General features: G+C 64.2%; 22 protein-coding genes, 1 tRNA gene and 1 riboswitch. Of the genes, 12 read left to right on the plus strand and 11 right to left on the minus strand.

The features are described from left to right. Positions 1-122 precede the first annotated feature (122 nt). Both ACIPUD_RS07730 and purH read left to right on the plus strand, forming a co-directional pair. Entirely contained in the window at positions 123-1,841 is a 1,719-nt protein-coding gene (locus ACIPUD_RS07730) for a heparinase II/III family protein (protein ID WP_446480469.1), read from the plus strand. Between the two features lie 59 nt (positions 1,842-1,900). After that, positions 1,901-1,982, plus strand: a riboswitch (ZMP/ZTP riboswitch). 22 nt (positions 1,983-2,004) lie between these two features. Continuing rightward, on the plus strand, positions 2,005-3,597 hold the full coding sequence (purH, locus tag ACIPUD_RS07735; RefSeq protein ID WP_446480342.1) for a bifunctional phosphoribosylaminoimidazolecarboxamide formyltransferase/IMP cyclohydrolase: 1,593 nt from the start codon (positions 2,005-2,007) through the stop codon (positions 3,595-3,597). A gap of 163 nt (positions 3,598-3,760) precedes the next feature. Here the strand turns inward: purH and ACIPUD_RS07740 are convergent, their stop codons facing one another. Next, entirely contained in the window at positions 3,761-5,149 is a 1,389-nt protein-coding gene (locus ACIPUD_RS07740) for an MFS transporter (protein WP_446480343.1), read from the minus strand. 99 nt (positions 5,150-5,248) lie between these two features. Between ACIPUD_RS07740 and ggt the strand changes: the two genes are divergently transcribed. Next, positions 5,249-7,000, plus strand: a complete 1,752-nt coding sequence (gene ggt / locus ACIPUD_RS07745; RefSeq protein ID WP_018459686.1) for a gamma-glutamyltransferase — start codon at positions 5,249-5,251, stop codon at positions 6,998-7,000. Between the two features lie 111 nt (positions 7,001-7,111). Continuing rightward, on the plus strand, positions 7,112-8,407 hold the full coding sequence (locus ACIPUD_RS07750) for an MFS transporter (RefSeq protein ID WP_018459685.1): 1,296 nt from the start codon (positions 7,112-7,114) through the stop codon (positions 8,405-8,407). A 10-nt stretch (positions 8,408-8,417) separates the two neighbouring features. On the opposite strand, the gene ACIPUD_RS07755 is transcribed toward ACIPUD_RS07750, so the two are convergent. Next, positions 8,418-9,083 carry a glutathione S-transferase family protein gene (locus ACIPUD_RS07755; RefSeq protein WP_018459684.1) on the minus strand — a complete coding sequence of 222 codons (666 nt, stop codon included), beginning with the start codon at positions 9,081-9,083 and terminating at the stop codon, positions 8,418-8,420. A 151-nt stretch (positions 9,084-9,234) separates the two neighbouring features. Between ACIPUD_RS07755 and ACIPUD_RS07760 the strand changes: the two genes are divergently transcribed. From ACIPUD_RS07760 to panE, 4 genes are all read left to right on the plus strand, one after another. Further along, positions 9,235-9,831, plus strand: a complete 597-nt coding sequence (locus tag ACIPUD_RS07760) for a DUF2239 family protein (protein WP_018459683.1) — start codon at positions 9,235-9,237, stop codon at positions 9,829-9,831. An 86-nt stretch (positions 9,832-9,917) separates the two neighbouring features. Further along, the gene (locus tag ACIPUD_RS07765) at positions 9,918-11,267 is read left to right on the plus strand and encodes an MATE family efflux transporter (protein WP_446480344.1); all 1,350 of its coding nucleotides are present in this window, start codon (positions 9,918-9,920) and stop codon (positions 11,265-11,267) included. An 89-nt stretch (positions 11,268-11,356) separates the two neighbouring features. Then, on the plus strand, positions 11,357-11,971 hold the full coding sequence (locus tag ACIPUD_RS07770; protein ID WP_247474952.1) for a 2-hydroxychromene-2-carboxylate isomerase: 615 nt from the start codon (positions 11,357-11,359) through the stop codon (positions 11,969-11,971). Positions 11,972-12,157: 186 nt separating this feature from the next. After that, positions 12,158-13,081 (plus strand): 2-dehydropantoate 2-reductase, encoded by a 924-nt coding sequence (gene panE / locus ACIPUD_RS07775; RefSeq protein WP_446480345.1) that lies wholly within the window; start codon positions 12,158-12,160, stop codon positions 13,079-13,081. 12 nt (positions 13,082-13,093) lie between these two features. Here the strand turns inward: panE and ACIPUD_RS07780 are convergent, their stop codons facing one another. From ACIPUD_RS07780 to ACIPUD_RS07795, 4 genes are all read right to left on the minus strand, one after another. Beyond that, positions 13,094-13,687, minus strand: a complete 594-nt coding sequence (locus tag ACIPUD_RS07780) for a c-type cytochrome (protein WP_018459679.1) — start codon at positions 13,685-13,687, stop codon at positions 13,094-13,096. Positions 13,688-13,903: 216 nt separating this feature from the next. Continuing rightward, positions 13,904-15,184, minus strand: coding sequence for a PQQ-dependent sugar dehydrogenase (locus ACIPUD_RS07785; RefSeq protein WP_085349220.1), 1,281 nt, complete (start codon positions 15,182-15,184; stop codon positions 13,904-13,906). Positions 15,185-15,562: 378 nt separating this feature from the next. Beyond that, positions 15,563-16,549 (minus strand): NAD-dependent epimerase/dehydratase family protein, encoded by a 987-nt coding sequence (locus ACIPUD_RS07790; RefSeq protein WP_085349221.1) that lies wholly within the window; start codon positions 16,547-16,549, stop codon positions 15,563-15,565. Positions 16,550-16,624: 75 nt separating this feature from the next. After that, a tRNA-Gly gene (locus ACIPUD_RS07795) sits at positions 16,625-16,699 on the minus strand. Positions 16,700-16,975: 276 nt separating this feature from the next. On the opposite strand from ACIPUD_RS07795, the gene trxA reads away from it, so the two are divergent. Further along, complete coding sequence (gene trxA / locus ACIPUD_RS07800; RefSeq protein WP_446480346.1) at positions 16,976-17,899, plus strand: thioredoxin; 924 nt, start codon at positions 16,976-16,978, stop codon at positions 17,897-17,899. Positions 17,900-17,930: 31 nt separating this feature from the next. Next, positions 17,931-18,608, plus strand: a complete 678-nt coding sequence (locus ACIPUD_RS07805; protein WP_018459676.1) for an LON peptidase substrate-binding domain-containing protein — start codon at positions 17,931-17,933, stop codon at positions 18,606-18,608. A 12-nt stretch (positions 18,609-18,620) separates the two neighbouring features. On the opposite strand, the gene ACIPUD_RS07810 is transcribed toward ACIPUD_RS07805, so the two are convergent. From ACIPUD_RS07810 to ACIPUD_RS07825, 4 genes are all read right to left on the minus strand, one after another. Beyond that, a complete protein-coding gene (locus ACIPUD_RS07810) occupies positions 18,621-21,122 on the minus strand; it encodes a bifunctional diguanylate cyclase/phosphodiesterase (protein WP_446480347.1) in 2,502 nt (833 codons plus the stop codon). A 291-nt stretch (positions 21,123-21,413) separates the two neighbouring features. Beyond that, positions 21,414-22,007 (minus strand): cytochrome b/b6 domain-containing protein, encoded by a 594-nt coding sequence (locus ACIPUD_RS07815; RefSeq protein WP_198959232.1) that lies wholly within the window; start codon positions 22,005-22,007, stop codon positions 21,414-21,416. A gap of 47 nt (positions 22,008-22,054) precedes the next feature. Next, complete coding sequence (locus ACIPUD_RS07820) at positions 22,055-22,333, minus strand: PepSY domain-containing protein (RefSeq protein ID WP_377828659.1); 279 nt, start codon at positions 22,331-22,333, stop codon at positions 22,055-22,057. Between the two features lie 221 nt (positions 22,334-22,554). Beyond that, positions 22,555-22,905: a hypothetical protein gene (locus tag ACIPUD_RS07825; protein ID WP_018459672.1), complete on the minus strand. Its 351-nt coding sequence runs from the start codon at positions 22,903-22,905 to the stop codon at positions 22,555-22,557. 106 nt (positions 22,906-23,011) lie between these two features. Here ACIPUD_RS07825 and ACIPUD_RS07830 point away from each other — a divergent pair, with 106 nt between their 5' ends. Beyond that, complete coding sequence (locus ACIPUD_RS07830) at positions 23,012-23,542, plus strand: TetR/AcrR family transcriptional regulator (protein WP_018459671.1); 531 nt, start codon at positions 23,012-23,014, stop codon at positions 23,540-23,542. A 61-nt stretch (positions 23,543-23,603) separates the two neighbouring features. Then, entirely contained in the window at positions 23,604-23,801 is a 198-nt protein-coding gene (locus ACIPUD_RS07835; RefSeq protein WP_007598651.1) for a Trm112 family protein, read from the plus strand. A 118-nt stretch (positions 23,802-23,919) separates the two neighbouring features. Here the strand turns inward: ACIPUD_RS07835 and ACIPUD_RS07840 are convergent, their stop codons facing one another. Continuing rightward, positions 23,920-25,140, minus strand: coding sequence for a ubiquinone biosynthesis hydroxylase (locus tag ACIPUD_RS07840; RefSeq protein WP_085349222.1), 1,221 nt, complete (start codon positions 25,138-25,140; stop codon positions 23,920-23,922). Positions 25,141-25,252: the final 112 nt, after the last annotated feature.

Genomic DNA, 25,252 nt, shown 5'->3' on the forward strand with positions numbered 1-25,252 from the left:
CGCGTCGTTCAAGGTGGTGTCGGCCGTCCGATTTTGGGATTAATAAGGATTCGTCGGAATCCTCTCCCCCATCAAGGCAAGGCGTGTCGGTCGCTCAACGCAGACGTATCTCGACGCTGGTGATGAACCGCTTCGCGCGGAACATGCTCGCGCGCGCGAGCGGCGGTTCCGTCGCCCTGTCGCGGGTCTGGCCCGGCCGCGCCGACCGGCTGATCATCGCGCCGCATGATCTACGCACCGCGGATGCGACCCGCGCCGCCGAGATCTATGCCGGCCGCTTCGTCTTCGCCGGCAAGATCGTCAATTGCCACGGCCGCTCGATCTTCGATCTCGAGCCGCCGTCGGAAGATTGGGAAGTTGCGCTGCTCGGCTTCGGCTGGCTGCGCCATTTGCGCGCCGCCGACACCGCGCTGACGCGCGCAAATGCGCGCTCGCTGATCGAGGACTGGATCGGCAACCCCGCCAGCAAGCGCCGTCCCGTCGCGCGACGCGCCGACGTGCTGGCGCGCCGCGTGATCTCCCTGCTGTCGCAGGCGCCGCTGGTGCTGAACGATACCGACAACAAATTCTATCGTCGGTATCTGCGCGCGCTGGCGCGCGAAATCCGCTTGCTGCGCTACGCCATGGTCAACATCCCCGACGGAGTGCCGAAGCTCCAGGTGCTGATCGCGCTGTGCTATGCGGCGTTGTGCCTTGCCAACCAGGCAAGTCACATCCGCAGCACCTCGAAAAAGCTCTCGGATGAATTGCAGCGGCAGATCCTGCCCGACGGCGGCCATGTCTCGCGCAACCCGGGCGCGCTGATCGAGCTCTTGATCGACCTGTTGCCGCTGCGGCAGACCTTTGCCGCGCGCAACATCGCGCCGCCGCCCGCGCTGCTCAACGCGATCGACCGCATGATGCCGATGCTGCGCTTCTTCCGCCACGGCGACGGCAATTTCGCGCTGTTCAACGGCATGAGCGCGACCCCGTCGGACCTGCTCGCGACGCTGCTTGCCTATGACGACACCCACGGCGCGCCGATGTCGAACATGCCGCATACCGGTTTCCAGCGCCTCGATGCCGGCCAGACCACTTTGATCATCGACACGGGCCCGCCGCCGGCGGCCAGCGTCAGCCACGACGCCCATGCCGGCTGCCTGTCGTTCGAACTCTCCTCCGGCATCAGCCGCATCGTCACCAATTGCGGCATGCCGGCCACGGGCCGCGACAATTGGCGGCCGTTCGCACGCGGCACGGCGGCGCATTCGACGCTGACCTATCACGACACCTCGTCATGCCAGTTCGTGGAGATGTCGGCTATGAAGCGGCTCTTGCACGGCGCTCCGGTCACCAGCGGCCCCGTCGAGGTTGAGAGCTATCGCGAAATCGTGCAGAACGGCACCCTGCTCACGACGTCGCATGACGGTTACCTGACAAAATTCGGCGCGATCCACCGCCGCGTACTGATGATCGCCAATGACGGCGCGCGCATCGACGGCGAGGACACGTTGTCGCCGCCGCAAGGCGGGCGCTTCAAGGGTCCGGATGCCGATTTCGCGCTGCGATTCCATCTGCACCCGGCGGTGAAGGCGAGCCGGCTGTCCGACGCCCGCGGCGTCATGCTGGTGCTCCCGAATCGCGACGTCTGGACCTTCGAGGCGCTCGACGACAAGGTGGAGCTGGAGGACAGCGTATCCCTGGCCGGCAATGACGGCCCGCGCCGCACCGCGCAGATCGTGATCCGCCAGGACGCGCGGCAGGCGCCCTCGATCCGCTGGAGTTTTGTGCGCTCCACCGCCTCGCCGGCGGTCACGAATGCCCGCAGAAATGCACGGCGGGAGCCGGAACTTCCGCTGTAGACGCATGCGATTCGGCACCATCTGGTCGTTGTGATAGCGACCGAAAACTGCTATCGAGCCCTCGCTCGCGCGACTGGCGACCTTGGATGGAGCACCATCGGGAAGCGCGGGACACAGCTGCCGCGCGCCTGGGCATTACTCCTTCAGACAGAGGATCTTGCTCATGACTGACCATCCCCGCCGCGTCACCCGCGCACTTCTCTCCGTTTCCGACAAGACCGGCCTGATCGACTTCGCAAAGGCGCTTGCCGCGCACGATGTCGAGCTGATCTCGACCGGCGGCACCGCGAAGGCGATCGCCGCGGCCGGCCTCGAGGTGAAGGACGTGTCCGAGCTGACCGGCTTCCCCGAGATGATGGATGGCCGCGTGAAGACGCTGCATCCGAAGGTGCACGGCGGTCTGCTCGCGATCCGCGACAACAAGGACCATGCGGATGCGATGACGGCGCATGGGATCGCGCCGATCGATCTCCTCGTCGTCAATCTCTATCCGTTCGAGGCGACCGTCGACAAAGGCGCGGGCTTCGAGGATTGCATCGAGAACATCGACATCGGCGGCCCCGCGATGATCCGCGCCGCCGCGAAGAATCATGACGACGTCGCCGTCGTGGTCGAGGCGCAGGACTATCAGGCCGTGCTCGATGAGCTCGCCGCCAACAGCGGTGCAACCACGCTGAAGTTGCGCCGGCGCCTTGCCGCCAAGGCTTACGCGCGCACTGCCGCCTATGACGCCGCGATCTCGAACTGGTTCAATCGCCAGCTCGAGATCGACGCGCCCGATTTCCGTGCCTTCGGCGGCCGGCTGATCCAGTCACTGCGCTATGGCGAGAATCCGCACCAGACCGCGGCGTTCTATGCGACGCCCGACAAGCGGCCGGGCGTCTCGACCGCGCGGCAGCTCCAGGGCAAGGAGCTCTCCTACAACAACATCAACGACACGGATGCGGCCTATGAATGCATCGGCGAGTTCGACGCCAAGCGCACCGCAGCCTGCGTCATCGTCAAGCATGCCAATCCCTGCGGCGTCGCGGAGGGCTCCGACCTCGTCGGCGCCTACAGCAAGGCGCTGGCCTGCGATTCCACCTCGGCGTTCGGCGGCATCATCGCGATGAACCGCGCACTCGATGCTGACACCGCGCGCGAGATCACGAAAATCTTCACCGAGGTGATCATCGCGCCTGACGCTAGCGAGGAAGCGATCGCCATCATCGGCGCGCGCAAGAACCTTCGGCTTCTGCTCGCCGGCAGCCTGCCCGACCCGCGCGCGCCGGGCCTCACCGCCAGGACGGTGGCGGGCGGTCTCCTCGTGCAGAGCCGCGACAACGCCGTCGTCGACGACATGACCTTCAAGGTTGTCACGAAGCGCGCGCCCACTGATGCCGAGATGCGCGACCTGAAGTTTGCTTTCCGTGTCGCAAAACACGTCAAGTCCAACACCATCATCTACGCCAAGGATCTCGCGACCGTCGGCATCGGCGCCGGCCAGATGAGCCGGGTCGATTCAGCGCGGATCGCGGCACGCAAGGCTCAGGATGCGGCCGCCGAGCTGAAGCTCGCCGAACCGCTCACCAAGGGCTCGGTGGTGGCGTCGGATGCGTTCTTCCCGTTCGCCGACGGCATGCTCGCCTGCATCGAGGCCGGCGCCACCGCCGTGGTGCAGCCCGGCGGCTCCATGCGCGACGACGAAGTGATCAAGGCCGCCGACGAGCATGGCATCGCCATGGTGTTCACCGGCACGCGGCACTTCAGGCACTAGATCTGTCGTGTACTAAACTCTCGACGGGTCGTCCCGGCGAAGGTCGGGACCCATAGCCCAGGAAGTAGTTTGGTGTGCGGTACTGGCCGTGTCGCGGCAACGAGCAATCACGCGGTATGGGTCCCGGTCCCCGTGCGCAATTGCGCACTAGGCCGGGACGACGCTAATTTTCCCGCACCCGCATCAACAGCGCCAGACCCGCGACGAAGAACACCACCAGCACGGCCATGCCGGCCTTCTGGCTCGCCGTCACCGCGGTGATCACGCCGATCAGCAGCGGGCCGATGAAGGACGTCACTTTCCCCGTCAGTGCGAACAGACCGAAATACTGCGCGATGCGGTCCTTCGGTGCGAGACGGATCAGAAGCGTACGTGAGGCCGCTTGCAGCGGACCACCGGCCGCACCGATCAGGCAGCCCAGCACCAGATAAGCGCGCTCTGACGCGGCGGCGAACAATCCGCCGCCGGGCGCGGGCGGCGCGACCTTGATGAAGAGGATCGAATCCTTGTCGACCAGCAGGATCGCCGCCAGCGCCAGCAGCAGGACCAGCATGCTGCCGGCGATCACGCGCTTCGGCCCGAAGCGATCGTCCAGCTTGCCACCAAACCACGCGCCAAACGCGCCGGCGATCGCGAGCATGATGCCAAACGTGCCGATCTGGATCGTGTGCCAGCCGAACGTACCCGCGGCATAGATGCCGCCGAAGGCAAACAGCGACACCAGACCGTCGGTGTAGATCATGTTGGCGAGTAGAAACGCCGCAAGCGATTTCTGCTGCGGCAGCCCCTTGATCGATTGCTTCAGCTCCGACAGCCCCTCGTGCAGCGCCTCGCGCACCGGACGCTTCGCCGGATAGTCCGGCGTGAACAGGAACATCGGCGTCACGAAAACGATGAACCAAAACCCGGTCAACGGTCCGGCGGCGCGGTCGCCCTGATGACTGACGGGATCGAGCCCGAACAGAGGCGTGAGACCGAGCAGCGTGCGACCGGTCTCGGGGTTCGCGGCGAGCAGGCCGAGCACGATGATCAGGCTGACGATGCCGCCGACATACCCCGTCGCCCAGCCGGTGCCGGAGAGCCGCCCGATGCGCTCCGGCGGCACCAGCGTCGGCATCATCGCATTGTTGAAGAGAGTGGCGAATTCCGCGCCAACGCTGGCGAGCGCGACCGCGGTGAGCAGCGGCGGAATGATCGAGGGATCGCCGGGCTTGCCGATCCACAGCGTGCAGGATGCCAGCACCAGCACTGCGCCGAATCCGGCGATCCACGGCTTCCTGCGGCCCGACGCATCGGCGATAGCCCCCAGCACCGGCGACATCAAGGCAATCGCGAGGCCCGCGGCAGCCATCGCAAAGCCCCACAACGATTGCCCGGTGGCGGGATTCGGCGCAATGCCGGTGGCGAAATAGGGCGCGAACACGAAGGTCGTGATCAGCGTAAAATAAGGCTGCGCGGCCCAGTCGAAGAAGATCCAGCTGACGACGGCGCTGCGCGGCGGATAGGTCCGCTGCGCGCCGGCGATCCGCGCATCCCGGGCGATCGTCGTCACTCCATAATCCTCATCACGAACAGTTTTGCCTCTGTCGGGGCAAACCGTATAGCATTGCAGCGCTGCATGTGAACTGCCCATGGCCATTGCGGAAGTTTGATGATGTCGTCTTTTTCGACACGGCGGACATTTTTCGCCTTCCTTGCCACTCTGGCGTTCGGACTTCCGACCGCGACCGCGCAGGATGCGCGGCGGGCCTATGTGCCGCCCGCGCTCGACACCGTGCACGCCGTTCCCGCCGAACACGGCATGGTAGTAGCGCAGGAGAAAATCTCCGCGCAGGTCGGCGCCGATATCCTGCGGCGCGGCGGCAATGCCGTCGATGCCGCGGTCGCGACCGGCTTTGCGATGGCCGTGACCTATCCGCGGGCCGGCAATATCGGCGGCGGCGGCTTCATGGTGATTCATTCCACCGAGCGCAACGAAGACATCACGATCGATTATCGCGAGACCGCGCCGGCTGCGACCACGCCGCAGATTTTCCTCGGCGCCGACGGCAAGCCCGATGCGGCGAAGTCGCGGGATTCTGCGCTCGGCGTCGGCGTGCCCGGCACCGTCGCGGGTCTTGCGCTCGCCCTGGAAAAATGTGGCTCGGGCCGGTTCACGCTGGCGCAACTGCTCGAGCCCGCGATCGTGCTCGCCCGCGACGGCTTCCTCGTCGGCGACGACATTGCCGACACGCTGCCGGGCTGGCACAAGCGGCTGGTGCGCTGGCCCTCCTCGGCCCGGATATTCTCGCGGCCTGATGGCACGCCGCTCAGCCAAGGCGACAGGCTGGTGCAGAGCGATCTCGCCGAAACGCTGTCGACTGTCGCCGTACAGGGCCCGCGCGGTTTTTATGAAGGGCCGGTCGCGGAAAAACTCGCCAAGGCCGTGACTGATGCGGGCGGCATCATGACGCCAGCGGATTTGAAATCCTATCAAGCGGTGATCCGCGCGCCAGTGCGCGGCACCTATCGCGGCTATGACATCGTGTCGATGCCGCTGCCGTCGTCGGGCGGCGTGGTGCTGGTGGAGACGCTCAATATTCTCGAAGGTTTTCAGCTCGCCGATCTGAAGCAGGGATCGCCGGCCTCGCTGCATCTGTTGATCGAGGCCATGAAGCGCGCCTATGCGGACCGGGCGCGCTATCTCGGCGATCCCGCCTTCGTCAACGCGCCGATCGGGACGCTCACCGGCAAGGACTATGCGGCCAAGCTGCGGGCAACCATCTCCGCGGATCGCGCCACGCCGTCGGAACAGCTCGTTTCCACTGCGACCTCACCGCATGAGGGCAGCAACACCACGCATTTTTCCGTCGTCGACGGCAGCGGCAACGCGGTCAGCAACACCTATACGCTGAACTTCAGCTACGGCGTCGGCCTCGTCGCCGACGGCACCGGCGTGCTGCTCAACAACGAGCTCGACGATTTCACCGCAGCGGTCGGCGCTTCCAATGCCTACGGCCTCGTCGGCTTCGAGGCCAATTTGCCCGGGCCGGGCAAGCGGCCGCTGTCCTCGATGTCGCCGACCATCGTCCTGAAGGGCGGCAAGCCGGTGCTGGTGACGGGCTCGCCGGGCGGCAGCCGCATCATCTCGGCCGTGCTCCAGGTGATCGTCAACGTCCTCGATTACAAGATGGACGTCGCGGCTGCCGTGGCCGCGCCGCGGCTGCATCACCAATGGTTGCCCGACGAGGTCCGGGTCGAGAGCGGCTTTCCCGATGATGTGCTGCTCGAGCTGAAGGCGATGGATCATCTCATCGTCACGCCGATGGGGCAGACATCGGCGAATTCGATCGCGGTGACCGCCAACGGGCCGCTCGGCGCGCCCGATCCACGCACCCGGGGCGCGGAAGCAGCGGGGCAGTAACTCTGTACTTGCATGGCGCGAAGGCCGGCGGCCGCCTTGCGCGCGCCCCCGCGCGTGCTACCACCGCCAGGCCAGAGAAACTGCCAAAGAAAACACTGTCGGGAATCGCGCATGACCACCGTTGATCCGAACCAGCGCATCGAACGCGCCGAGATCGAGGACACCAGCCTTCTTGCCTTCTATCGCGACATGAACGCGCCGGAGCGGCGGACGTTCTGGGCGTGCGCCGCAGGCTGGGCGCTCGACGGCATGGACTTCATGATCTATCCGCTGGTGATCGGCACCATCATCGCGCTGTGGAAGGTCGATGCGGGGTCGGCCGGGCTCGCCGGCACCGTGACGCTGCTGGCCTCCGCGATCGGCGGCTGGCTCGGCGGCTATCTCTCCGACCATATCGGCCGGGTCAGAACGCTCCAGATCACCATCATCTGGTTCTCGTTCTTCTCGCTGGTCTGCGCGGTCGTGCAGAATTTCGAACAGCTCCTGATCGCACGCGCGGTGCTGGGCCTCGGCTTCGGCGGGGAGTGGGCGGCGGGCGCCGTGCTGATGGGTGAAGCGATCCGGCCGCAATATCGCGGGCGTGCAGTCGGCTCGGTGCAGTCGGGCTGGGCCGTCGGCTGGGGCCTCGCGGTGCTGTCGCAGGCGATCCTGTTCTCGGCTTTGCCGGCGGAGACAGCGTGGCGCTGGATGTTCGTGATCGGCGCGTTGCCCGCGCTGCTGGTGTTCTACATCCGCCGCTCGGTGACCGAGCCGGAGATCGCGGCTGAGGCCCGCGCCAAGCAGGCCGCGAGCGGCAATCGCCCGGCGCTCTGGGAGATTTTCTCGGGCCCGATCCTGAAGACCACGATCCTGGCGTCGCTGATGGCCACGGGCTGCCAGGGCGGTTATTACGCCGTCACCTTCTGGGTGCCGCAGTTCTTGACCAAGGAGCGGCATCTGTCGATCGTCGGCTCGACCGGCTATCTCTCGACGCTGATCATCGGCTCCTTCATCGGCTATCTCACCGGCGCGTGGCTCGCCGACCGGATCGGACGGCGCAATCTCTTTCTGACCTTCTCGATCGGCGCGATAGCGGTTGTGCTGCTCTACACGCAGCTGCCGCTCACCAACGAGGTCCTGTGGGTGCTCGGCTTCCCGCTCGGCTTTTTCGCCTCGGGCTATTTCTCCGGCGTCGGCGCGTTCCTGACCGAGCTTTATCCAACGCGACTGCGCGGCTCGGGCCAGGGCTTTTGCTACAATTTCGGCCGCGGCATCGGCGCGCTGTTTCCGTTCCTGGTCGGAGCGCTATCGGCGACGACGTCGCTTGCGAATGCGATCGCCATCTTCGCGGTGGTGGCTTACGCGCTGTTCTTCATCGCCGCCTTCGCGCTCCCGGAGACGCGCGGGCGCGTGCTGCACGCGGACTGATGAAAGCTAACTATCGACCGACCTGATACGGCCCGCCCTTTTCGAGGGCGCGGCTGTACGCCGGCCGTGCATGAATGCGCTCCAGGAACGCCATCGCGTTGGGATGGCCGAGCTCCAGCCCGCCGCGCGCCTGGGCTGCCTCAAGCGGAAAGCTCATCTGAATGTCGGCGGCGGTGAACTCGTTGCCGGCGAACCACTCGCTCTTGCCGAGCTCGCCTTCCCAATAGTCCATGTGCTGCTTCAGCTGCGGATTGACCAGCGCAGTAAGCGCCTGGTTCGAGACCTTGCGCACCAGCGGGCGGAGCAACGCCGGCGCGCGCTTCGGCATCAGCGTGAACAGCAGCTTGAGCAGCAGCGGCTGCATCGCCGAGCCTTCCGCATAGTGCAGCCAGTAGGTGAAGCGCAGCCGCTCCGGCGTGTTCGGCGGCGGGACCAGCCGGCCGTTGCCATAGGTGGCGATGAGATATTCGATGATCGCGCCGGATTCGGCGATGGTGTTGCCGTTGTCCGTGATAACGGGCGACTTGCCGAGTGGATGGATGGCGCGGAGCTCCTTCGGCGCGCGCATGTCCGGCTGGCGCTGATAGCGCACGATCTCGTAAGGCACGCCCAACTCTTCGAGCAGCCACAGCACGCGCTGCGAGCGGGAATTGTTGAGGTGATGAACGGTCAGCATCGCGTGGTCCCCGGGGCTAGGCATGGTTCGATCGGCCGCGCGTTCGTGCCAGCCCGGGAACGCAATGTCGAGCCATCCGGTCGAGTATTTTAACCCGGGTATATTGACCTTAGCAATTTACCCGGGTATTAAAGCTGCCATCGCGACCAATATGGCAATGATTCCAATGCAGAAGACTTTCACCGCTTTCCAAGGGCATCGCCGTCTGGTCTCCGGGCCAGCAGGAGAGGTCGCGCTGGTCATCAAGAGGATGACGGAGCGGCCGGACGAGCCCATCATCATCTTCGAGGACGCCACGGGCAGATCGATCGACTTCGATCTGCGCGGCGGAGACCGGGAGGTGCTGGCGCGGCTGGCGAAGCTTGTGCCGCCCCCGGTTGAGGACACCGCATCGCCGAGCGAGCCGCGCGGTCGCGGCCGGCCGAAGCTCGGCGTGGTCGCGCGCGAGGTGACGCTGCTGCCGCGGCACTGGGAGTGGCTCAGCGCGCAAGCAGGCGGCGCCTCGGTCGCACTACGGAAACTTGTCGAAGAGGCGCGGCGTGCCAGCGGCGACAAGGACCGCGAGCGGCAGGCGCGCGATGCGGCCTATCACTTCATGTCGACCATGGCCGGCAATCTGCCGCAGTTCGAGGAAGCATCGCGCGCGCTGTTTGCGGATGATCGGCGGCGTTTCACCGGACTGATCGCAGATTGGCCCGCCGACATCCGCGACCACATTGTCAAGCTCGCCTACAGCGACCGCGCTTAGGTGCGCGCCTTCTCACAACCCCATCGACGGCCAGGCCACGCGCATTGCGCGTGGCGACGGTTTCGCAGGCCCTGAAAGGCCAATCCATGTCCGCAGCCAAGCCGCTCTGGAAAAGTTTCCTGCGCTTCCTCGCGCCGTTGATGCTGAGCAACGCGCTGCAATCACTGTTCGGCACCGTCAGCAACGTCTATCTCGGCCAGATGATCGGGATCGACGCGCTTGCATCGGTCTCGGTGTTCTTTCCGGTGATGTTCTTCCTTTTCGCCTTCGTCATGGGGCTGAGCACCGGCGCCACGGTGCTGATCGGCCAGGCCTATGGTGCGGGCGAGCAGGGCCGGATCAAGCTCATCGTCGGCACGACGCTCGCAATCGGCCTGCTGCTCTCGATTGCAATTGCACTGATCGGCGGCATCTTCAGCCGGCAATTGATGATGATGCTCGCAACGCCCGCAGACATTCTCGACCAGGCTAGCGCCTATGCCCGCATCATGCTGCTCACCATGCCGCTCGGCTTCGTCTTCCTGCTGATGACGGCGATGATCCGCGGCGTCGGTGACGCGCTGACGCCTTTGCTGGCGCTGGCCTTGTCGACCGCGATCGGCTTGATCCTGACGCCGATGCTGATCCGCGGGTCGTTCGGATTGCCGGCGGCCGGCATCACCAGCCCGGCCTGGGCGGCAGCGATCGCCAACGCGCTGACGCTGGTCGCGCTGGCGGCCTATCTGCTGCGGAGAAAACATGCCTTGGCACCGGACGCTGCACTGCTGCGCCATCTGCGGCTCAATCGTGTGGTGCTGGGACGGATCCTCGGCATTGGACTGCCGAGCGCGATCGGCATGGTGGTGATGGCGATCGCCGAGCTGGTGCTGCTCGGCCTCGTCAACGGCTTCGGCTCGAACGCAACCGCGGCCTATGGCGCGGTCAACCAGGTGATGGGCTACACGCAGTTCACGGCGATATCGATTTCAATCGCGGTCTCGATCCTCGGCGCGCAGGCGGTCGGCCGCGGCGACAGAGCGGGGCTCGACGGCATCGTACGCACCGGACTTGCGTTCAACATCGTCCTGACGGGCGGACTGGTGGCGCTGATCTATCTCGCGCCGCGCGCCGTGCTCGGCATCTTCATCACTGATGACACCGTGCTCGAGCTGGCGAAGAGCTTGCTCAACGTCGCACTGTGGAGCTCGGTGCCGTTCGGCCTGGCGACGGTGTTTTCCGGCGCGATGCGCGCTGCCGGCGTGGCACTGACGCCAATGCTGCTCGCGGTCTTCGCCATTATGGCGATCGAGCTGCCATCCGCAGTGATCCTGAGCCGCACGATTGGCCTTCAGGGTGTGTGGGCCGCCTATCCGATCGTGTTCTGCGCCATGTTCCTTTTGCAGATGGGCTATTACCTTCTGGTGTGGCGCAAGCGGACGATCCGGCGCCTGACCTGACCAAATCATCAAGAGATTATGACCGTCATTAAACGGTAGACCCGCGGCGCGCGCTGCGCCACAATGCGAAAAAAGCGACGTCAGGGAGCATGATTTTGACCCGCACAGCCCCGCAATTCCTGTTCGATTTCGGCAGTCCGAACGCCTATCTCAGCCATCTCGCGATCCCCGCCATCGAGCAGCGAATCGGCGTCAAATTCGAATATGTGCCGATCCTGCTCGGCGGCATCTTCAAATCGACCAACAACAAGTCCCCCGCCGAGACGCTTGCCGGCATCAAGAACAAGCGCGAATTCCACGCGGTCGAGACCGTGCGCTTCGTCAAGCGCTTCCAGGTGCAGCCCTATGTCATGAATCCGTTCTTCCCCGTCAACACGCTGAACCTGATGCGCGCAGCGATCGCGGCGCAGCTCGAGGGCGTGTTCGAAACATACGTCGAAGCCGCCTTCCACCACATGTGGCGCGAGCCGAAGAAGATGGACGATCCGGAAATCGCCGCGAAGGCGCTGGCGTCCTCCGGCCTCGACGCGCAAAAGCTGTTCGCTCGCGCCGGGGAACCGGAGGTGAAGGGCAGACTGATCAAGAACACCGAGGAGGCTGTCGCGCGGGGCGCGTTCGGCTCGCCGACCTTCTTCGTCGGCAACGAGATGTTCTTCGGCAAGGAGCAGTTGCGCGAGGTCGAGGAGATGGTGTCGGGGAAGTGATTTTCTCGAAGCAGGGAAACCGAACAATGTCCTCGACGTCATCCTGGCGAAAGCCAGGACCCATAACCACCGGATCGCATTTGGCGATAGGCGGGGGCTCCGACTTGTCCGACAAGAGGCAGTCGGGGTAATGGGTCCTGGCTTTCGCCAAGACGACGAAAAAGGACCAACAACAAGGACAATCCCATGCGTATCCTCGTGGTCGGCGCTGGCGCCATCGGCGGTTATTTTGGTGGCAGGCTGTTGCAGGCCGGCCGCGACGTCACCTTCCTGGTACGGCCGCGGCGCGCCAGCGAGCTCGCGAGCGCCGGCCTCGTCATCAAAAGCCCGAACGGCGACGTGACCTTGAAAAATCCGCCGACCATTCAGGCCGACGCGCTCAAGGACAAGTTCGACGTCGTGCTGCTGAGCTGCAAGGCCTTCGACCTCGACGACGCCATCAAGTCGTTCGCGGCAGCAGTCGGGCCCAATACGGCGATCATCCCGATGCTCAACGGCATGAAGCATCTCGATATCCTCGACGACAAGTTCGGCAAGGAGCGCGTGCTCGGTGGCCTCTGCGCCATCGCCGCGACGCTCAACGAGAAGCGCGAGGTGGTGCAGCTCCAGCCGATGCAGTCGATGAGTTACGGCGAGCGCGACGGCGAGCTGTCGGATCGCGTCAAGGCGATCGACGAGGCCTTCAAGAGCGGCATCGCTGGGGCCACCGCCAGCCAGAACATCATGCAAGACATGTGGGAAAAGTGGGTGTTCCTGTCCTCGCTGGCCGCGTCCACCAGCCTGATGCGCACCTCCGTCGGCAATATTCTCGCCGCTCCCGGCGGCAGGGATTTCCTGCTCGGCATGCTGGACGAGACCAGCGCGATCGCCACCGCGTCGGGCTACACGCCGGGCGGGCCGTTCTTCGAGCGCGTGAAGGGCAACCTCACCACCGAGGGTTCCCCGATGACGGCCTCGATGTTCCGCGACGTCAAGGCGGGCCTGCCGGTCGAGGCCGATCACGTCATCGGCGACCTCATCGCTCGCGCCGATGCCGCCAAGGTGCCGGTGCCGAAGCTGCGCATCGCCTACACGCATTTGAAAGCGTATGAGAAGCAGCGGGTGGGGTAGCCGCAGCTTCCGCTATTTGAAATACGCGAGATAGTGCGAGACGGCGGTGATTTCCTCATCGCTCATGTGATAGGCGACATCGGCCATCGCAGCGCCACCACCGCCGACGCGCTGGCTGCTCTTGTAGTCGTGCAGCGCCTTGACCAGGTATTCCTCGCGCTGGCCCGCCAGCCGCGCGACGGCCTTGGTGCCGGCAAAGCTATCCGTATGACATGAGGCGCAGCGGCGGCCGGCGGCAACTTGGGCGCCCTTTTTCGACAGGTCCGGATCCTTGTCCTCCGCCGCTGTGGGCGGCGTCAGCGCGGCAAAATAGGCGCCGAGATTGCGGACATCCTCGTTGGTGATTTCCTCGGCGATGGGTTGCATCTGGTCGTTCTTGCGCGAGCCGGCGCGGAAAAACACGAGCTGCCATTGCAGAAATTGATCGGGCTGGCCCGCGAGCGAAGGAATGTTCTCGGTCTGCGAGATGCCGTTCTCGCCGTGACAGCCGGCGCAGACGGCGGCCTTCTCCTTGATCGCGGCATTGTCGGCGGCGCTCGTGGGGAGAGAACCGAGCGCGAGGAGCGCGACCGCGCTGATTGCGTGCGAGATGAACTGCCGGCGCATGATTGGAATTCCGATCTATCGAACGCGTCATTCCGGGGCGAAGAAGCGCGAGCTATGATGCGCAATGACGCATCTGAGAATTCGATAACCCGCGTTCGTGGCCAAGGGTTCCGGACTTGCGCGCAAGCGGTGCGCGATCGGAAACGACAGCGTGCGAAATTGAAATGAGAAAGGCTGCGGCGCCCTCTCGGCACCGCAGCCTCGCGTCGTCTTACGCTACTTCTTGCTGTAGCTGATGCGGTAGATCGCGCCGGCCCAGTCGTCGGCGACCAGGATCGAGCCGTCCTTGGCGAGAATGATGTCGTCGGGACGGCCGAGATAGCCTTGGTCGCCCTCGATCCAGCCGGAGGCGAACACCTCCTGCTTGGCGTTCTTGCCGTCGGGACCGACGATCACGCGCATGATGCGGCCGCCCTGGTACTTGTGACGATTCCAGGAGCCGTGCTCGGCGATCAAGATGTTGTTCTTGTACTCGGCCGGGAATTGGTCGCCGGTATAGAACTTCATGCCCAGCGGAGCGACGTGAGCGCCGAGGTTCAGCACGGGCGGCGTGAACTCGGAGCATTTGTGGCCCATCGCGAACTTGGTATCCGGCAGATCACCCTGGTGACAGTAGGGATAACCGAAGTGCTCGCCGATCTTGCTGATCATGTTCAGCTTGTCTGAGGGCAGATCGTCGCTGATCCAGTCGCGGGCATTCTCGGTGAACCAGAACTTGCCGGTGCGCGGATCGACGTCGCCCCCGACCGAGTTGCGAACGCCGAGCGCATAGATTTCCGCATTGCCGGTCTTGGGATCGACGCGGCGGATCTGCGACACGCTGGTCGGGGGAATGCCGATGTTGAAGGGCGGTCCGAACGGAATGTAGAACCAGCCTTCCTTGTCGACCGCGATGTATTTCCAGCCATGCGCGGCATAGGACGGCATGTCGTCATAGACGACCTTGCCCTCGCCGGGATTGTCGAGCTTGTTTTCGATGTCGTCGTAGCGGATCAGCTTGTCGACCGCGATGACGTAGAGGGCACCGTCCTTGACGGCCAGACCCGTGGGCATGTTCAGGCCCTTGAGGATCGTCTTGACCTCTTTCTTTCCGTTGTTGTCCTTAATCGCATAGACGTTGCCGAGGCCGAATGAGCCGACGAACAGCGTGCCCTTGTCACCCCAGGCCATCTGCCGCGCGGCCAGCACGCCGGAGGCGTAGACCTCCATCTTGAAGCCCGGCGGCAGCTTGACCTTCTTGACGATATTGGCGAGCTCGGCGTCGGACGCGCCGGTGGGCGGACCCGACGGCGGCGCCAGGCCCTTCTGCGCCTCGGTCTCGTCGCCGAGGAACCAGTCGTCCGGCGGATGGGTCCAGAACTCCTTGGTGCCGGATTCGTATTTCTTGAGCGGCTTGTTCTTGTCCTGCTGCTGCGCGTGACCGACGCTTGTCCCCGCGAGAAGGGCAACCGCTGCAAGCGCCAGGACGGATTGAAAGACGGATCGATGGAATTTCATCGCGTCACTCCCCTAAGGCAGCCATCAGGGCTGCACATTTATTTTATTTTGCTATCGAGAGGCGAAGTTCGGACTCTGTCGAGAGGACAGACGCAGAAGGTTAGCACATCTGCGAGCGGTGAGAAGCGCGCCGCGTGCGCTGCGATAGCCCTCAGTAAAAATTGAGACGGAAAGGCAATGATCGCGAATGCCGCTACGACAACGCTCTCGCTGCAGCGCGGAATCGAGATCATGCGCGGCTAATTTGCAGGCAGCAGGAGGTCTGGAACAAAAAAACGCGAAAACAACCCCATGCAAAGTAGAACGGCTCCGGCCATCTTGCTGCCGGTGACTCCGGGTAGACATCTGACGGATCGAGCGAATTAGCAAAGGTGGCGGCTACGGGGCGACGGGGTAAGGACCATCGTCGAAAATCGTCTCATGATAGCCTTTCGACCCGACATCGCGCGCCAGCGTGCTGCGAAAATCGCGGTCATCGCGAAGGCATTTCAGGACATGCGCAAAGTCGAATTCGGGCCGCCAGCCGAGTTCGTGCCGCACGCGCTCGTTGACATAGACGCGGTCAATCGCGGGGAACAGCCGCCAACCTCGCGCCGCATAGAGCTCCGCACAATCCGGATAGAGCTCGCGCACCACACCGGCCGCATCGCGCGCCAGCGCGGCGAGGTGGCGCTGCTCGAACGGGCTCGTGGCCGACAGGATGTAGCGGGCAAACCGGATATCCGGCGCGCGCTCGGCGGCGAGCAGATGGGCGCTCACCGCGTCCGCGATATCCAGCCGGCGATAGAGCAGCTCGTTGGCCTGCGCATTCTCCGGCGCGTAAGCCGACCGCATCGCCGGATCGTCATCGTCTTCCGGGAAGAAGCGCGAGGTCCTCAAGACCACGACAGGCAGGCCGCGCTCGCGACAGAACAGCTCGCAGAGAGTCTCAGCCATCAGCTTGGTCGTGCCGTAGATGTTCTTCGGAATCGGCGGCAGGTCCTCGGTGACCCACACCGCGGCTTGGCCCGCCTCGGGGCGAAGCTGCGAGCCAAACGCGCTGGTGGTACTGGTAAAGACAAAACTGCGCACGCCGGCGGCCACGGCCGCTTCAAGCAGGTTGAGCGTGCCGGTGACGTTGGTGTCGACAAAGTCTTGCTTGCTGTGGGTCGCCACATGCGGCTTGTGCAGGGTCGCAGTGTGGATCACCGCGGTGACGCCGTCCATCTGGGCCCGGACGAAGTCGGAATCGACGATCGAGCCCACGGCATCGGTGAAGGGCGATGGCTTCAGGTCAATCCCACGCACAGACGAATCGCGCCCGCGGAGCGTGCGGAGAAGACCCTCGCCGAGATGGCCCGCGCTGCCTGTGACCAGAATTGTCATTCGAGACTCAAACGGCCGCCAGAGGCGTGGAAAACCACGTGCCCGTCCGGCTCACTGGATGCTTTGGGAGAAAATTGGAGCGGGCGAAGGGGCTCGAACCCTCGACCCCGACCTTGGCAAGGTCGTGCTCTACCACTGAGCTACACCCGCATCCTGTGTCGGTCGCATGACTGCGCCGGCAACGGCTGTCGTATGCCAAAAGCGGGAGGGGAATGCAACAGCTACCGGCGGCATAGATGCGCAATCGGAGGCCCGATATGGACCCGAACGCGGCCAAATGCCCCAAAAAAGGCGCCGGAACCGGCGAATCGGCCCACACGGATTGAAATTCGGCCGTCCCGGCCCAATTTAGGGCCAACAGCGAAGCATATGAATTGGCGACGTGCTAAAGACCCGCCAATTCCAGACATCAGACGAGGGGATCCCGTGACGATCATCGACCAGGGTAACGGAGCAGCGGGCCCGGCTGCCGCCGATCTGATCAAGGACACGACTACCCAGACCTTCGTGAACGACGTCATCGAGGAATCGAAGCGCCAGCCGGTGCTGATCGACTTCTGGGCGGAGTGGTGTGGCCCCTGCAAGCAGCTCACGCCCTTGCTGGAAAAAGCGGTCAAGGCCGCCAAGGGCAAGGTCAAGCTGGTCAAGATGAACATCGACCAGCACCCGGCGATCCCGGGCCAGATGGGCATCCAGTCGATTCCGGCGGTGATCGCCTTCGTCAACGGCCAGCCGGCCGACGGCTTCATGGGTGCGGTCCCGGAGAGCCAGCTCAACGCCTTCATCGAGAAGCTGACCAAGGGCGTGACCGCGCCGGGTGAGCCGAATATCGCGGAGATCCTCCAGGAAGCCGAGGCCGTGCTCGCAGAGGGCGATGCCGCCGCGGCCGCCCAGATCTACGCGGAGGTGTTGCAGCTCGAATCGACCAACATTGCGGCCCTCGCCGGGCTCGCGAAATGCTACGCCGTCTCCGGCGCGATGGAGCAGGCCAAGCAGACGCTGGCCATGGTCCCGGAATCCAAGCGCAACGACCCGGCTGTGAAAGCCGTGCAGACCGCGATCGATCTGGCCGAGCAGGCGGAACAGCTCGGGCCCGTCGCCGAGCTGGAACAGAAAGTCGCCGCAAACCCGCTCGATCATCAGGCCCGATTCGACCTCGCGATCGCGCTCAACGCGCAAGGCAACCGGGCAGCGGCCACCGAGCAGCTGCTCGCGATCGTCAAGCGCGACCGCAAATGGAACGACGACGGCGCCCGCAAGCAGCTGGTACAGTTCTTCGAGGCCTGGGGCGGCACGGACGATGCAACCGTCGAGGGACGCAAGCGCTTGTCGATCATCCTGTTTTCCTGACGCGCGCTGGCAAGGCCAGGGGACCCGGCAGATGCCGATCAACATCGAATATCGCGGGCCCGCCGACCTTCCGGAGATCCTTCCGGTGTTTCCGCTGCCGGGCGCGCTGCTGCTGCCGCGCGGGCAGATGCCGCTCAACATCTTCGAGCCGCGCTACCTCGCGATGATCGACGATGCCTTTCGCGACGGCCATCGCTTGATCGGCATGATCCAGCCCGACATCGCGCATTCGCCCAAGAATTCCGACAAGCCGGCGCTGTTCCGTGTCGGCTGTGTCGGCCGCATCACCCAGCTCGCGGAATCCGGCGACGGCCGCTACATCCTCGAGCTCACCGGTGTCTCGCGCTTCAAGGTCGTCGAGGAGCTTGAGGTTCTCACCGCCTACCGGCAGTGCAAGGTGGATTTCTTTGCCTTCGTCGACGACTTCACGCCGCGCATGGGCGAGGAGGAGGTCGATCGCGAAGCACTGCTGACGGTGCTGGCGGACTTTCTGAAGGCCAACAACCTCAAGGTTGACTGGGAGGGCGTCGAGACCGCTCCCAACGAAGCACTCGTCAACGCGCTGGCGATGATGTCGCCCTATGGCGTGGCCGAGAAGCAGGCGATGCTGGAAGCGCCCGACCTGAAGACCCGCGCCGAAATTTTGATCGCGGTGACCGAGATGGACCTCGCGAAGAAGCGCACCAGCGGCGATCCGCCGCTGCAGTGAGGGTAGGAATGCTCATGCAGCGTGGTAGGCCGCTTCGGCACCTCGCCGCAGCATGCTGGTGATGCTGGATGCAGGCATCGGCCGGCTGAAATAGTAGCCTTGTGTTTCGACGCAGCCTTCCTCACGGAGGATGTCCAGCTGCTCTTTCGTTTCGACGCCTTCGGCGGTCGTTATCTTGCCGAGGCTGACAGCAAAACGAACCACTGCTCGCGCAAGATGGTGCGCCTCTGCGCTCGGGCTGGATAGTTCGCTGACGAAACTGCGGTCGATCTTGATTTTGTCGAACGGGAATCTCTGCAGAAAGCTCAGAGACGAATAGCCGGTGCCGAAATCGTCCAGGGCAACTCGCACGCCAAGCTCGCGCAATTGTCCGAGCACCGCGAAAGCAGCCTCGCTATCGTGCATGATCACCGTCTCGGTGACCTCGAGCTCGAGCCTGTGTGGCGCCACTCCCGAACTCGCCAGCGCGCCGACAATGACAGCAACGAGTTCCTTGCTCCTGAATTGAGCGGGAGATAGGTTGATAGCGATCCTGACATGCGCAGGCCAATTGGCGGCTTCCGCACAGGCGGTCCGCAAGACCCATTCTCCCAGCGGCACGATAAGGCCTGTCTCCTCCGCAAGCGGGATGAATTCGCTCGGCGTGACCAGTCCTCGCTGTGGGTGATGCCAGCGGAGCAGGGCCTCGAAGCCGCGGGTCTCGCCGGTAGCGGCGCTGACGAACGGCTGATAGTGGAGCTCGAACTGACGATCGGCAAGGGCATCCCGCATATCGTGCTCCAGGTTGCGTCGCGCGTGCATGAGCTCGTCGAGTTCCGGCTCGAAGAAGCGGAATGCGCCACGTCCGCCACTTTTGGCGGAGTAGAGGGCGAGATCCGCGCTCTTCATGATCACGTCGGAATCGCTGCCATCGCGCGGCGCGATGGCGATTCCGATGCTGGTGCCGATCGTGACCCGGTGATCGCCGAGATCGAAGGGCTCGCAAAGCGCCCTTCCGATGCTCTCGGCCAGGCCGGCAGCCTCCACGGCTGGATTGGTGACGTAATCGATCACTGCGAACTCGTCGCCGCCCAGTCGAGCGATCAACGCGGTTTCGGTGGTGCATTCGCGCAGGCGCGCGGCGACGGCGCGGAGCAGGGAATCCCCCGCCGGATGTCCAAGCGTGTCGTTGACTTCCTTGAAGCGGTCGAGGTCGAGCATGAGCACGGCCAAGTCGACGCCGCCGTTGCGGGTAACTGCGATGGCATGCTCCATCCGCTCCCTGAGCAGCACGCGGTTGGGCAGATCGGTCAACGCGTCATGTTGCGCCATATGAGTGATTTTGGCCTCAGACCGGCGCTGCTCGGTCACATCGAGATGTGTGGCAACCCATCCGCCACCGGCCATTGGCTGCCGCGTCACGCAGATCAACCGGCCGTCGGCAAACTCGTCGATCCTGCTTGAGACCGCATCGAACGGCAGCGCGGCCAGCTTCGAGATGAATTGCTCGGCAGCCCCCTCGCTGAGATCGCCCTTGAGGATTCCGTTCACGATGCGATGCCTGATGATGTCGGTGTGCGACGTCCCCGTCCGCAGCAGTTCCGGCGGCAGCCGATAGAGTCGGGCGTAGCGCTCGTTGCAGACGACAAGCCGCTTCTCGGCATCAAACATGCAAAGGCCCTCAACCATGTGGTTGATCGCGGTGTCCAGCCTGAGCGTCTGATCCTGCAACTCTCTCTGCGAGCCTTCGAGCTGCTGCCGGGCGATCGAAAGCTGGCTGATGATCTCCTCGAATTTGCTGGTTCTACTTGCCAGGCGGCGGTCGGCGAGTACGCCGATCAGGCTCATCCCAAGTACAGATAGTGCCACGCCGGCGATGGCGAGAGCGAGGAAAGTCGGCGAAAGCGACAGACTATCGGTTGAACGCGTCGGATCTGGAACGATCTGCACGGCACCCATCGCCGTGAAGTGATGCGAGACGATAGCAAGGGTCAGCAGGACTGCCGCCAACAGTGCGCCCCAGGAGTTCTTGTACCTGACTGCAACAACGAGGGCGGCACAGCCGAGGCACATGCCCAGAATGACCGAGGCAAACACCAGATCCAGCGACCAGGTGACGCGGCCCGGCACTTCAAGTGCCCACATTCCGAGATAGTGCATGCTGGCGATGCCGCCGCCAATGACGACACCGCCTGCCGCGGCGCGCCACCGGCCGGAATAGCTGGCCGCAATGCCGAAGCCGCCGGACGTCAACAGCATTGCCGTAGCAAGCGAAAGCGCCGTCAGTACGATGCCGTAGCCGGTCGTAACGCCGGGTTCGTAGGCGAGCATCGCGATGAAATGCGTTGCCCAGATCCCATATCCGATGGCAGCGCCGGCAATCCCGATCCAGATCAACCGCGTTCTTGCGGGCGCCACGATCGCACGATGAAAGATACTGACCGCGACGCTACTCGCGAGCAAGCAGACCAGACCGGCGAGCAGGACAAGCCGCCAATCGTGCTCGACGGCAAGGCAAGCGAAAACCCGAAACATCCCAGCCGCTCCATCGTGGATATTGCCGATAGTGTCCGTGCTAATCCGCCTTCGCGTTAATTTTGTGCAACGCCTGATTGCATGCTTATTGGTTGCTTAACGTGGTCAGTGCAATTTGAAATCTGGCGGGCGCCCGCGCAGGACAATGCGCGCCACCGGTCGTAGAGCCAACCGAGAGCACTCTGGAACCGGCAGCGAGGCCTGGAGCGGAGGAAGGCGACACCGATTGGCGGGGGAGGAGACGCGCCGAACCGAAGCTTCGGTTCTGACACAATCAGAACCAATAGTGCTCTAGAGGTGATGACGGATGCGCTTACGTCCAGTGATCATCGCGCTGATCAGATTCTCGCGCTGGAGGCGTCCCATCATCAGCACGCCCAAGACGTGCAGCACGATCAGGACGATGACCGCATCCGATGAATAGTGGTGGGTGTCCTCGACCCACCAGACCCCGAAAAAGGTCACCGTCACCGACATCGCGCCCGTGATCGTCGAGACCGCCAGCGAGACCAGCAGCGCCACCAGCATCAACGTGCCGGCTGGATTGAGACCGATATAGCGGCCGGTGATGCCGCGGCGCAGATTCCAGAGATAACCCGGCGCGGCCCGAAGTCTGACGCCGACCATGCGAAAGCGCGAATAGCGGCTTCCCCAAAAACCCCAGACCAGACGGAACGCAAGAAGGCCGAGTACGGCATAACCGACGATGCGGTGAAGTCCGTCATAGACGGTCGGCGTGAACCACGCGGCCAGAACGCAAGCCGCGAGCGCCCAGTGCCAGAGCCGCAGCGGGAGGTCCCAGACCGCGACTGTCCGCGCGGCGGTTCGATCCGCGGGGGTCCGGTCGGACCCCCCGCGTGCGTGCGGCACCGTTTCTTCGATCAAGCGAGGACCACCCTCAGGCGTAGCATTGCGCAGACACTTCGCGCGGTCTACTTCGCAATCGTGTGCTTCAGGCTGAGATCTTCTGGGCTGTAGAACAGCTCGTAAAGCTTGCCTTCCTTGACGCCGTAGACCTCGTAGCACGAGCCTTCGATCTTGGAGCGCCGCACCTCGTAGCCGAGCGTCTTGGCCTTGGCTTCGGCGTCGCTCGCCGGCTTCCACGACGCCTTGTCGAGTTTGGTGCAGTCCTTGAAACCATCGGCCAAGGCTGCCGATCCCATGCCAATCCCGATCGTCAATGCAACGGCAACAACACGAATAACCTTCACGAACGTCTCCTCTTCTGTCGTGGGCGCTGCGCCGGCAGGCGAAGCGGGACCGAAGGAAGCAAAGCACATGATGAAGTCAATGCGGTTCGCGGCCAGTTCGCTTTAGAGTTATTCTAACGATCCGAAAAAGTTCAGCGCTCTCCGTATGCAGCGCGCATTTGAGACGACACTGCGGCCTTACGTCTCACGGTTTGACAGCAGGCTGATCCCGACGCGCAAGCTCAGTAGCCAGCAACCGCCATGACGACGACGGCGGTGAGCGCCATCCATCCAAAATGCCGGCCGCTTGTGGCCCATGCGTTGGCGAGAGCGGAGAAGCCGAACACACCGGCCATGGTGACGACGATCCAGTGACGCGCTGGCTCCGATTGCATCCAGGGCGCCGCGATCAGGAGCACACCGCCGCCGATCCAGGCGACGGTCGAGGCCTGCCAGACCAGGCGGATCAGGGTGCGGAGCCGCTCCGGCTCGATGCGGGCGCGGGCAAAGACCTTGGTCTCGCCGAGAATGCCATGAATGAGGGCCACGGCAATGGTCAAGACCCCGGCGCACTGGAGCAAGAGATCACGCATCGTCAAAGCTCCCTGCAAATATGGTCCATACAGTTATGTATGGTGGGATAGGCGCTGGCCTGCCGGCTGTCAATACACTAGTGTATGTTTGCATCCGGAACCCGACATGGCCGAACAGCTGACCGCCGACGACTGGATCAAACAGGGACTGAAGGCGCTCGCGCGAGACGGCTTCACCGCGCTGAAGGCCGATCCGCTGGCAAAAGCCATGGGGGTCTCGCGCGGCAGCTTCTATTGGCATTTCGCCGATCTCGGCGCATTCCATGCTGCTCTCTTGAAGCGCTGGCGCGAGATCGCGGCCGAGCAGATCATCGCCGATGTCGAGGCGGACAGCGACGAGCCGCTGAAAGCGCTGCTGCGCAGGACTTTTGGCGCGCGGCTCGACCTCGAGCGCGCGGTGCGGAACTGGGCGGCCTTCGATGCGGCGGCACAAACGGCGGTGCGTGCCATCGACCGGCGCAGGCTCGACTATATCGAGGAGCTGCTGAGGAAGCGCGGGTTCGAGGCGGCGACAGCGCGAGCCCGCGCGCAAATCCTGTACTGGACGTTTCTCGGCTTCGCCCTGTCGGGCCCGCCAGCGCCGGCCGCGCGGCTTGAGGGCCTGCTCGACGAGATTCTGCGGATGGTTGCCGCTTGAGGCGACGCGATGGGCTGCTACGATTTTTTATGCTAGAGGCAACCGACCGTCGGAGACCCCCATGAACGCGCCCACCGAACGCCCCGAAGCCAGCGTCGATCCCAAATTGCTGGAGATTCTGGTCTGCCCGCTGACCAAGGGTCCGCTGGAGTTCGATTCTGCAAAGCAGGAGCTGATTTCGCGCAGCGCCAAGCTCGCCTATCCGATCCGCGACGGCATCCCGATCATGCTGCCGGAAGAGGCCCGCAAGATCGATTGAGGGACTTGTGGTCCGATGAGAGACTTGTAGCCCGGATGGAGCGCAGGGAAATCCGGGGTTCCTCGTATGACGCAGCGGCCCCGGAATACGCTGCGCTCCATCCGGGCTACCGAAAATCCTACAGCGCCTCGCCCTTCAACAGCCGCGGTATCTCACCGGTCAACCCCGCGGCTTGGCGGATAAAAAGATTCTTCAGCGGCGGGGCGCGATCGACGAGGCCGAGGCCGATGTCGCGGACGGTGCGCAGCAAGGTGGACTGGTTGGAGAACAGGAAGTTCAGCGAGTTGGTGGCAACGCCCATGGCCATGGTGTCGAAGCGGCGCCAGCGCTGATAACGTTCGAGCACGTCGACGCCGCCGATATCCATGCCGAGCCGCGCGGCATCGACCACGACCTCGGCCAGCGCGGCGACGTCCTTCAGCCCCATGTTGAGACCCTGGCCCGCGATTGGGTGGATGACGTGGGCGGAATCGCCGACCAGCGCGAGGCGCTGGGCAATGAAGGAGCGTGCGACGAAATAGGACAGCGGAAACGCGCGCGGCTTGTCGAGCACCTTCACCTCGCCGAGATGCAGGCCGAAGCGCTGCTCGAGCTCGCCGTGAAATTCCTCATCCCTCAACGCAATGATACGCGCGGCTTCGCTGCGGCGCTCGGTCCATACCAGCGAGGAGCGCTTGCCCGAAAGCGGCAGGATAGCAAACGGACCCGCCGGCAGAAAATGCTCTTCGGCGCGGCCTTCGTGATCGCGCTCATGGCCGACAGTGACGACGATGCCGGATTGATCATATTCCCAGCCGTGGGTGGCGATGCCAGCGCGCTCGCGCAGTTTCGACTTCGCACCGTCGGCCGCAACCAGGAGGCTCGCTGCAATCACGCTGCCATCACCGAGCGTCACGTCGATACCTTCGGCCCGCGCGTCGTAAGACGACACTGTGGTCGCGCGGAGATCGATGCCCTCGGCCTCGGCGCGCACCACCAGCGCATCAATGAGGCGGCGGTTCTCGACCATATGCGCGAAGGGCTCGCCCGGCGCGACGTCGCCGGCAAAGTTGAGGAACGCCGGACGGGTGGCGTCTTCCAGCTTGGAATCGGTGACGATCATGTCGAGGATCGGCTGCGCCTCGCCCCTGACGTCGTCCCAGGCGCCGATCGCCTCGAACAGGCGGCGGCAGGCGGCCACGATCGCGGTCGCGCGCGGGTCCCGGCTCGGACGTGTGGAGAGCGCGGGGTCGGCGACGATGACGGGGATCTCGGGGCCGAGCCCCTGGCGCAGCGCCAGGGCCAGCGCCAGGCCCGCAAACGCGCCGCCACCGATGACAATGCTACCCTGTACCGACATACCCAATTCCCGGCTAAATCCTGGCCTTGCTAGCAGACTTGAGGTGGGCGAAACAGTGCGGTGAAACAAGGGCGGATAGCCCCCATTGTGTCGATCCGGAGCAGCGAACCCC

The sequence above is a fragment of the Bradyrhizobium sp. CAR08 genome (genome assembly GCF_052871955.1).

What these genes read in the sequence shown, in the direction of transcription:
- panE (WP_446480345.1), top strand. Translation starts at nt 12,158, where the DNA reads ATGCGTATCCTCGTGGTCGGCGCTGGCGCCATCGGCGGTTATTTTGGT.
- ACIPUD_RS07770 (WP_247474952.1), top strand. Translation starts at nt 11,357, where the DNA reads ATGATTTTGACCCGCACAGCCCCGCAATTCCTGTTCGATTTCGGCAGT.
- ACIPUD_RS07790 (WP_085349221.1), bottom strand. Translation starts at nt 16,549, where the DNA reads ATGACAATTCTGGTCACAGGCAGCGCGGGCCATCTCGGCGAGGGTCTT.
- ACIPUD_RS07765 (WP_446480344.1), top strand. Translation starts at nt 9,918, where the DNA reads ATGTCCGCAGCCAAGCCGCTCTGGAAAAGTTTCCTGCGCTTCCTCGCG.
- ACIPUD_RS07780 (WP_018459679.1), bottom strand. Translation starts at nt 13,687, where the DNA reads ATGCGCCGGCAGTTCATCTCGCACGCAATCAGCGCGGTCGCGCTCCTC.
- ACIPUD_RS07750 (WP_018459685.1), top strand. Translation starts at nt 7,112, where the DNA reads ATGACCACCGTTGATCCGAACCAGCGCATCGAACGCGCCGAGATCGAG.
- ggt (WP_018459686.1), top strand. Translation starts at nt 5,249, where the DNA reads ATGATGTCGTCTTTTTCGACACGGCGGACATTTTTCGCCTTCCTTGCC.
- ACIPUD_RS07785 (WP_085349220.1), bottom strand. Translation starts at nt 15,184, where the DNA reads ATGAAATTCCATCGATCCGTCTTTCAATCCGTCCTGGCGCTTGCAGCG.
- ACIPUD_RS07835 (WP_007598651.1), top strand. Translation starts at nt 23,604, where the DNA reads ATGAACGCGCCCACCGAACGCCCCGAAGCCAGCGTCGATCCCAAATTG.
- ACIPUD_RS07810 (WP_446480347.1), bottom strand. Translation starts at nt 21,122, where the DNA reads ATGTTTCGGGTTTTCGCTTGCCTTGCCGTCGAGCACGATTGGCGGCTT.
- ACIPUD_RS07840 (WP_085349222.1), bottom strand. Translation starts at nt 25,140, where the DNA reads ATGTCGGTACAGGGTAGCATTGTCATCGGTGGCGGCGCGTTTGCGGGC.
- ACIPUD_RS07760 (WP_018459683.1), top strand. Translation starts at nt 9,235, where the DNA reads ATGGCAATGATTCCAATGCAGAAGACTTTCACCGCTTTCCAAGGGCAT.
- ACIPUD_RS07755 (WP_018459684.1), bottom strand. Translation starts at nt 9,083, where the DNA reads ATGCTGACCGTTCATCACCTCAACAATTCCCGCTCGCAGCGCGTGCTG.
- ACIPUD_RS07730 (WP_446480469.1), top strand. Translation starts at nt 123, where the DNA reads ATGAACCGCTTCGCGCGGAACATGCTCGCGCGCGCGAGCGGCGGTTCC.
- ACIPUD_RS07825 (WP_018459672.1), bottom strand. Translation starts at nt 22,905, where the DNA reads ATGCGTGATCTCTTGCTCCAGTGCGCCGGGGTCTTGACCATTGCCGTG.
- purH (WP_446480342.1), top strand. Translation starts at nt 2,005, where the DNA reads ATGACTGACCATCCCCGCCGCGTCACCCGCGCACTTCTCTCCGTTTCC.
- ACIPUD_RS07830 (WP_018459671.1), top strand. Translation starts at nt 23,012, where the DNA reads ATGGCCGAACAGCTGACCGCCGACGACTGGATCAAACAGGGACTGAAG.
- ACIPUD_RS07805 (WP_018459676.1), top strand. Translation starts at nt 17,931, where the DNA reads ATGCCGATCAACATCGAATATCGCGGGCCCGCCGACCTTCCGGAGATC.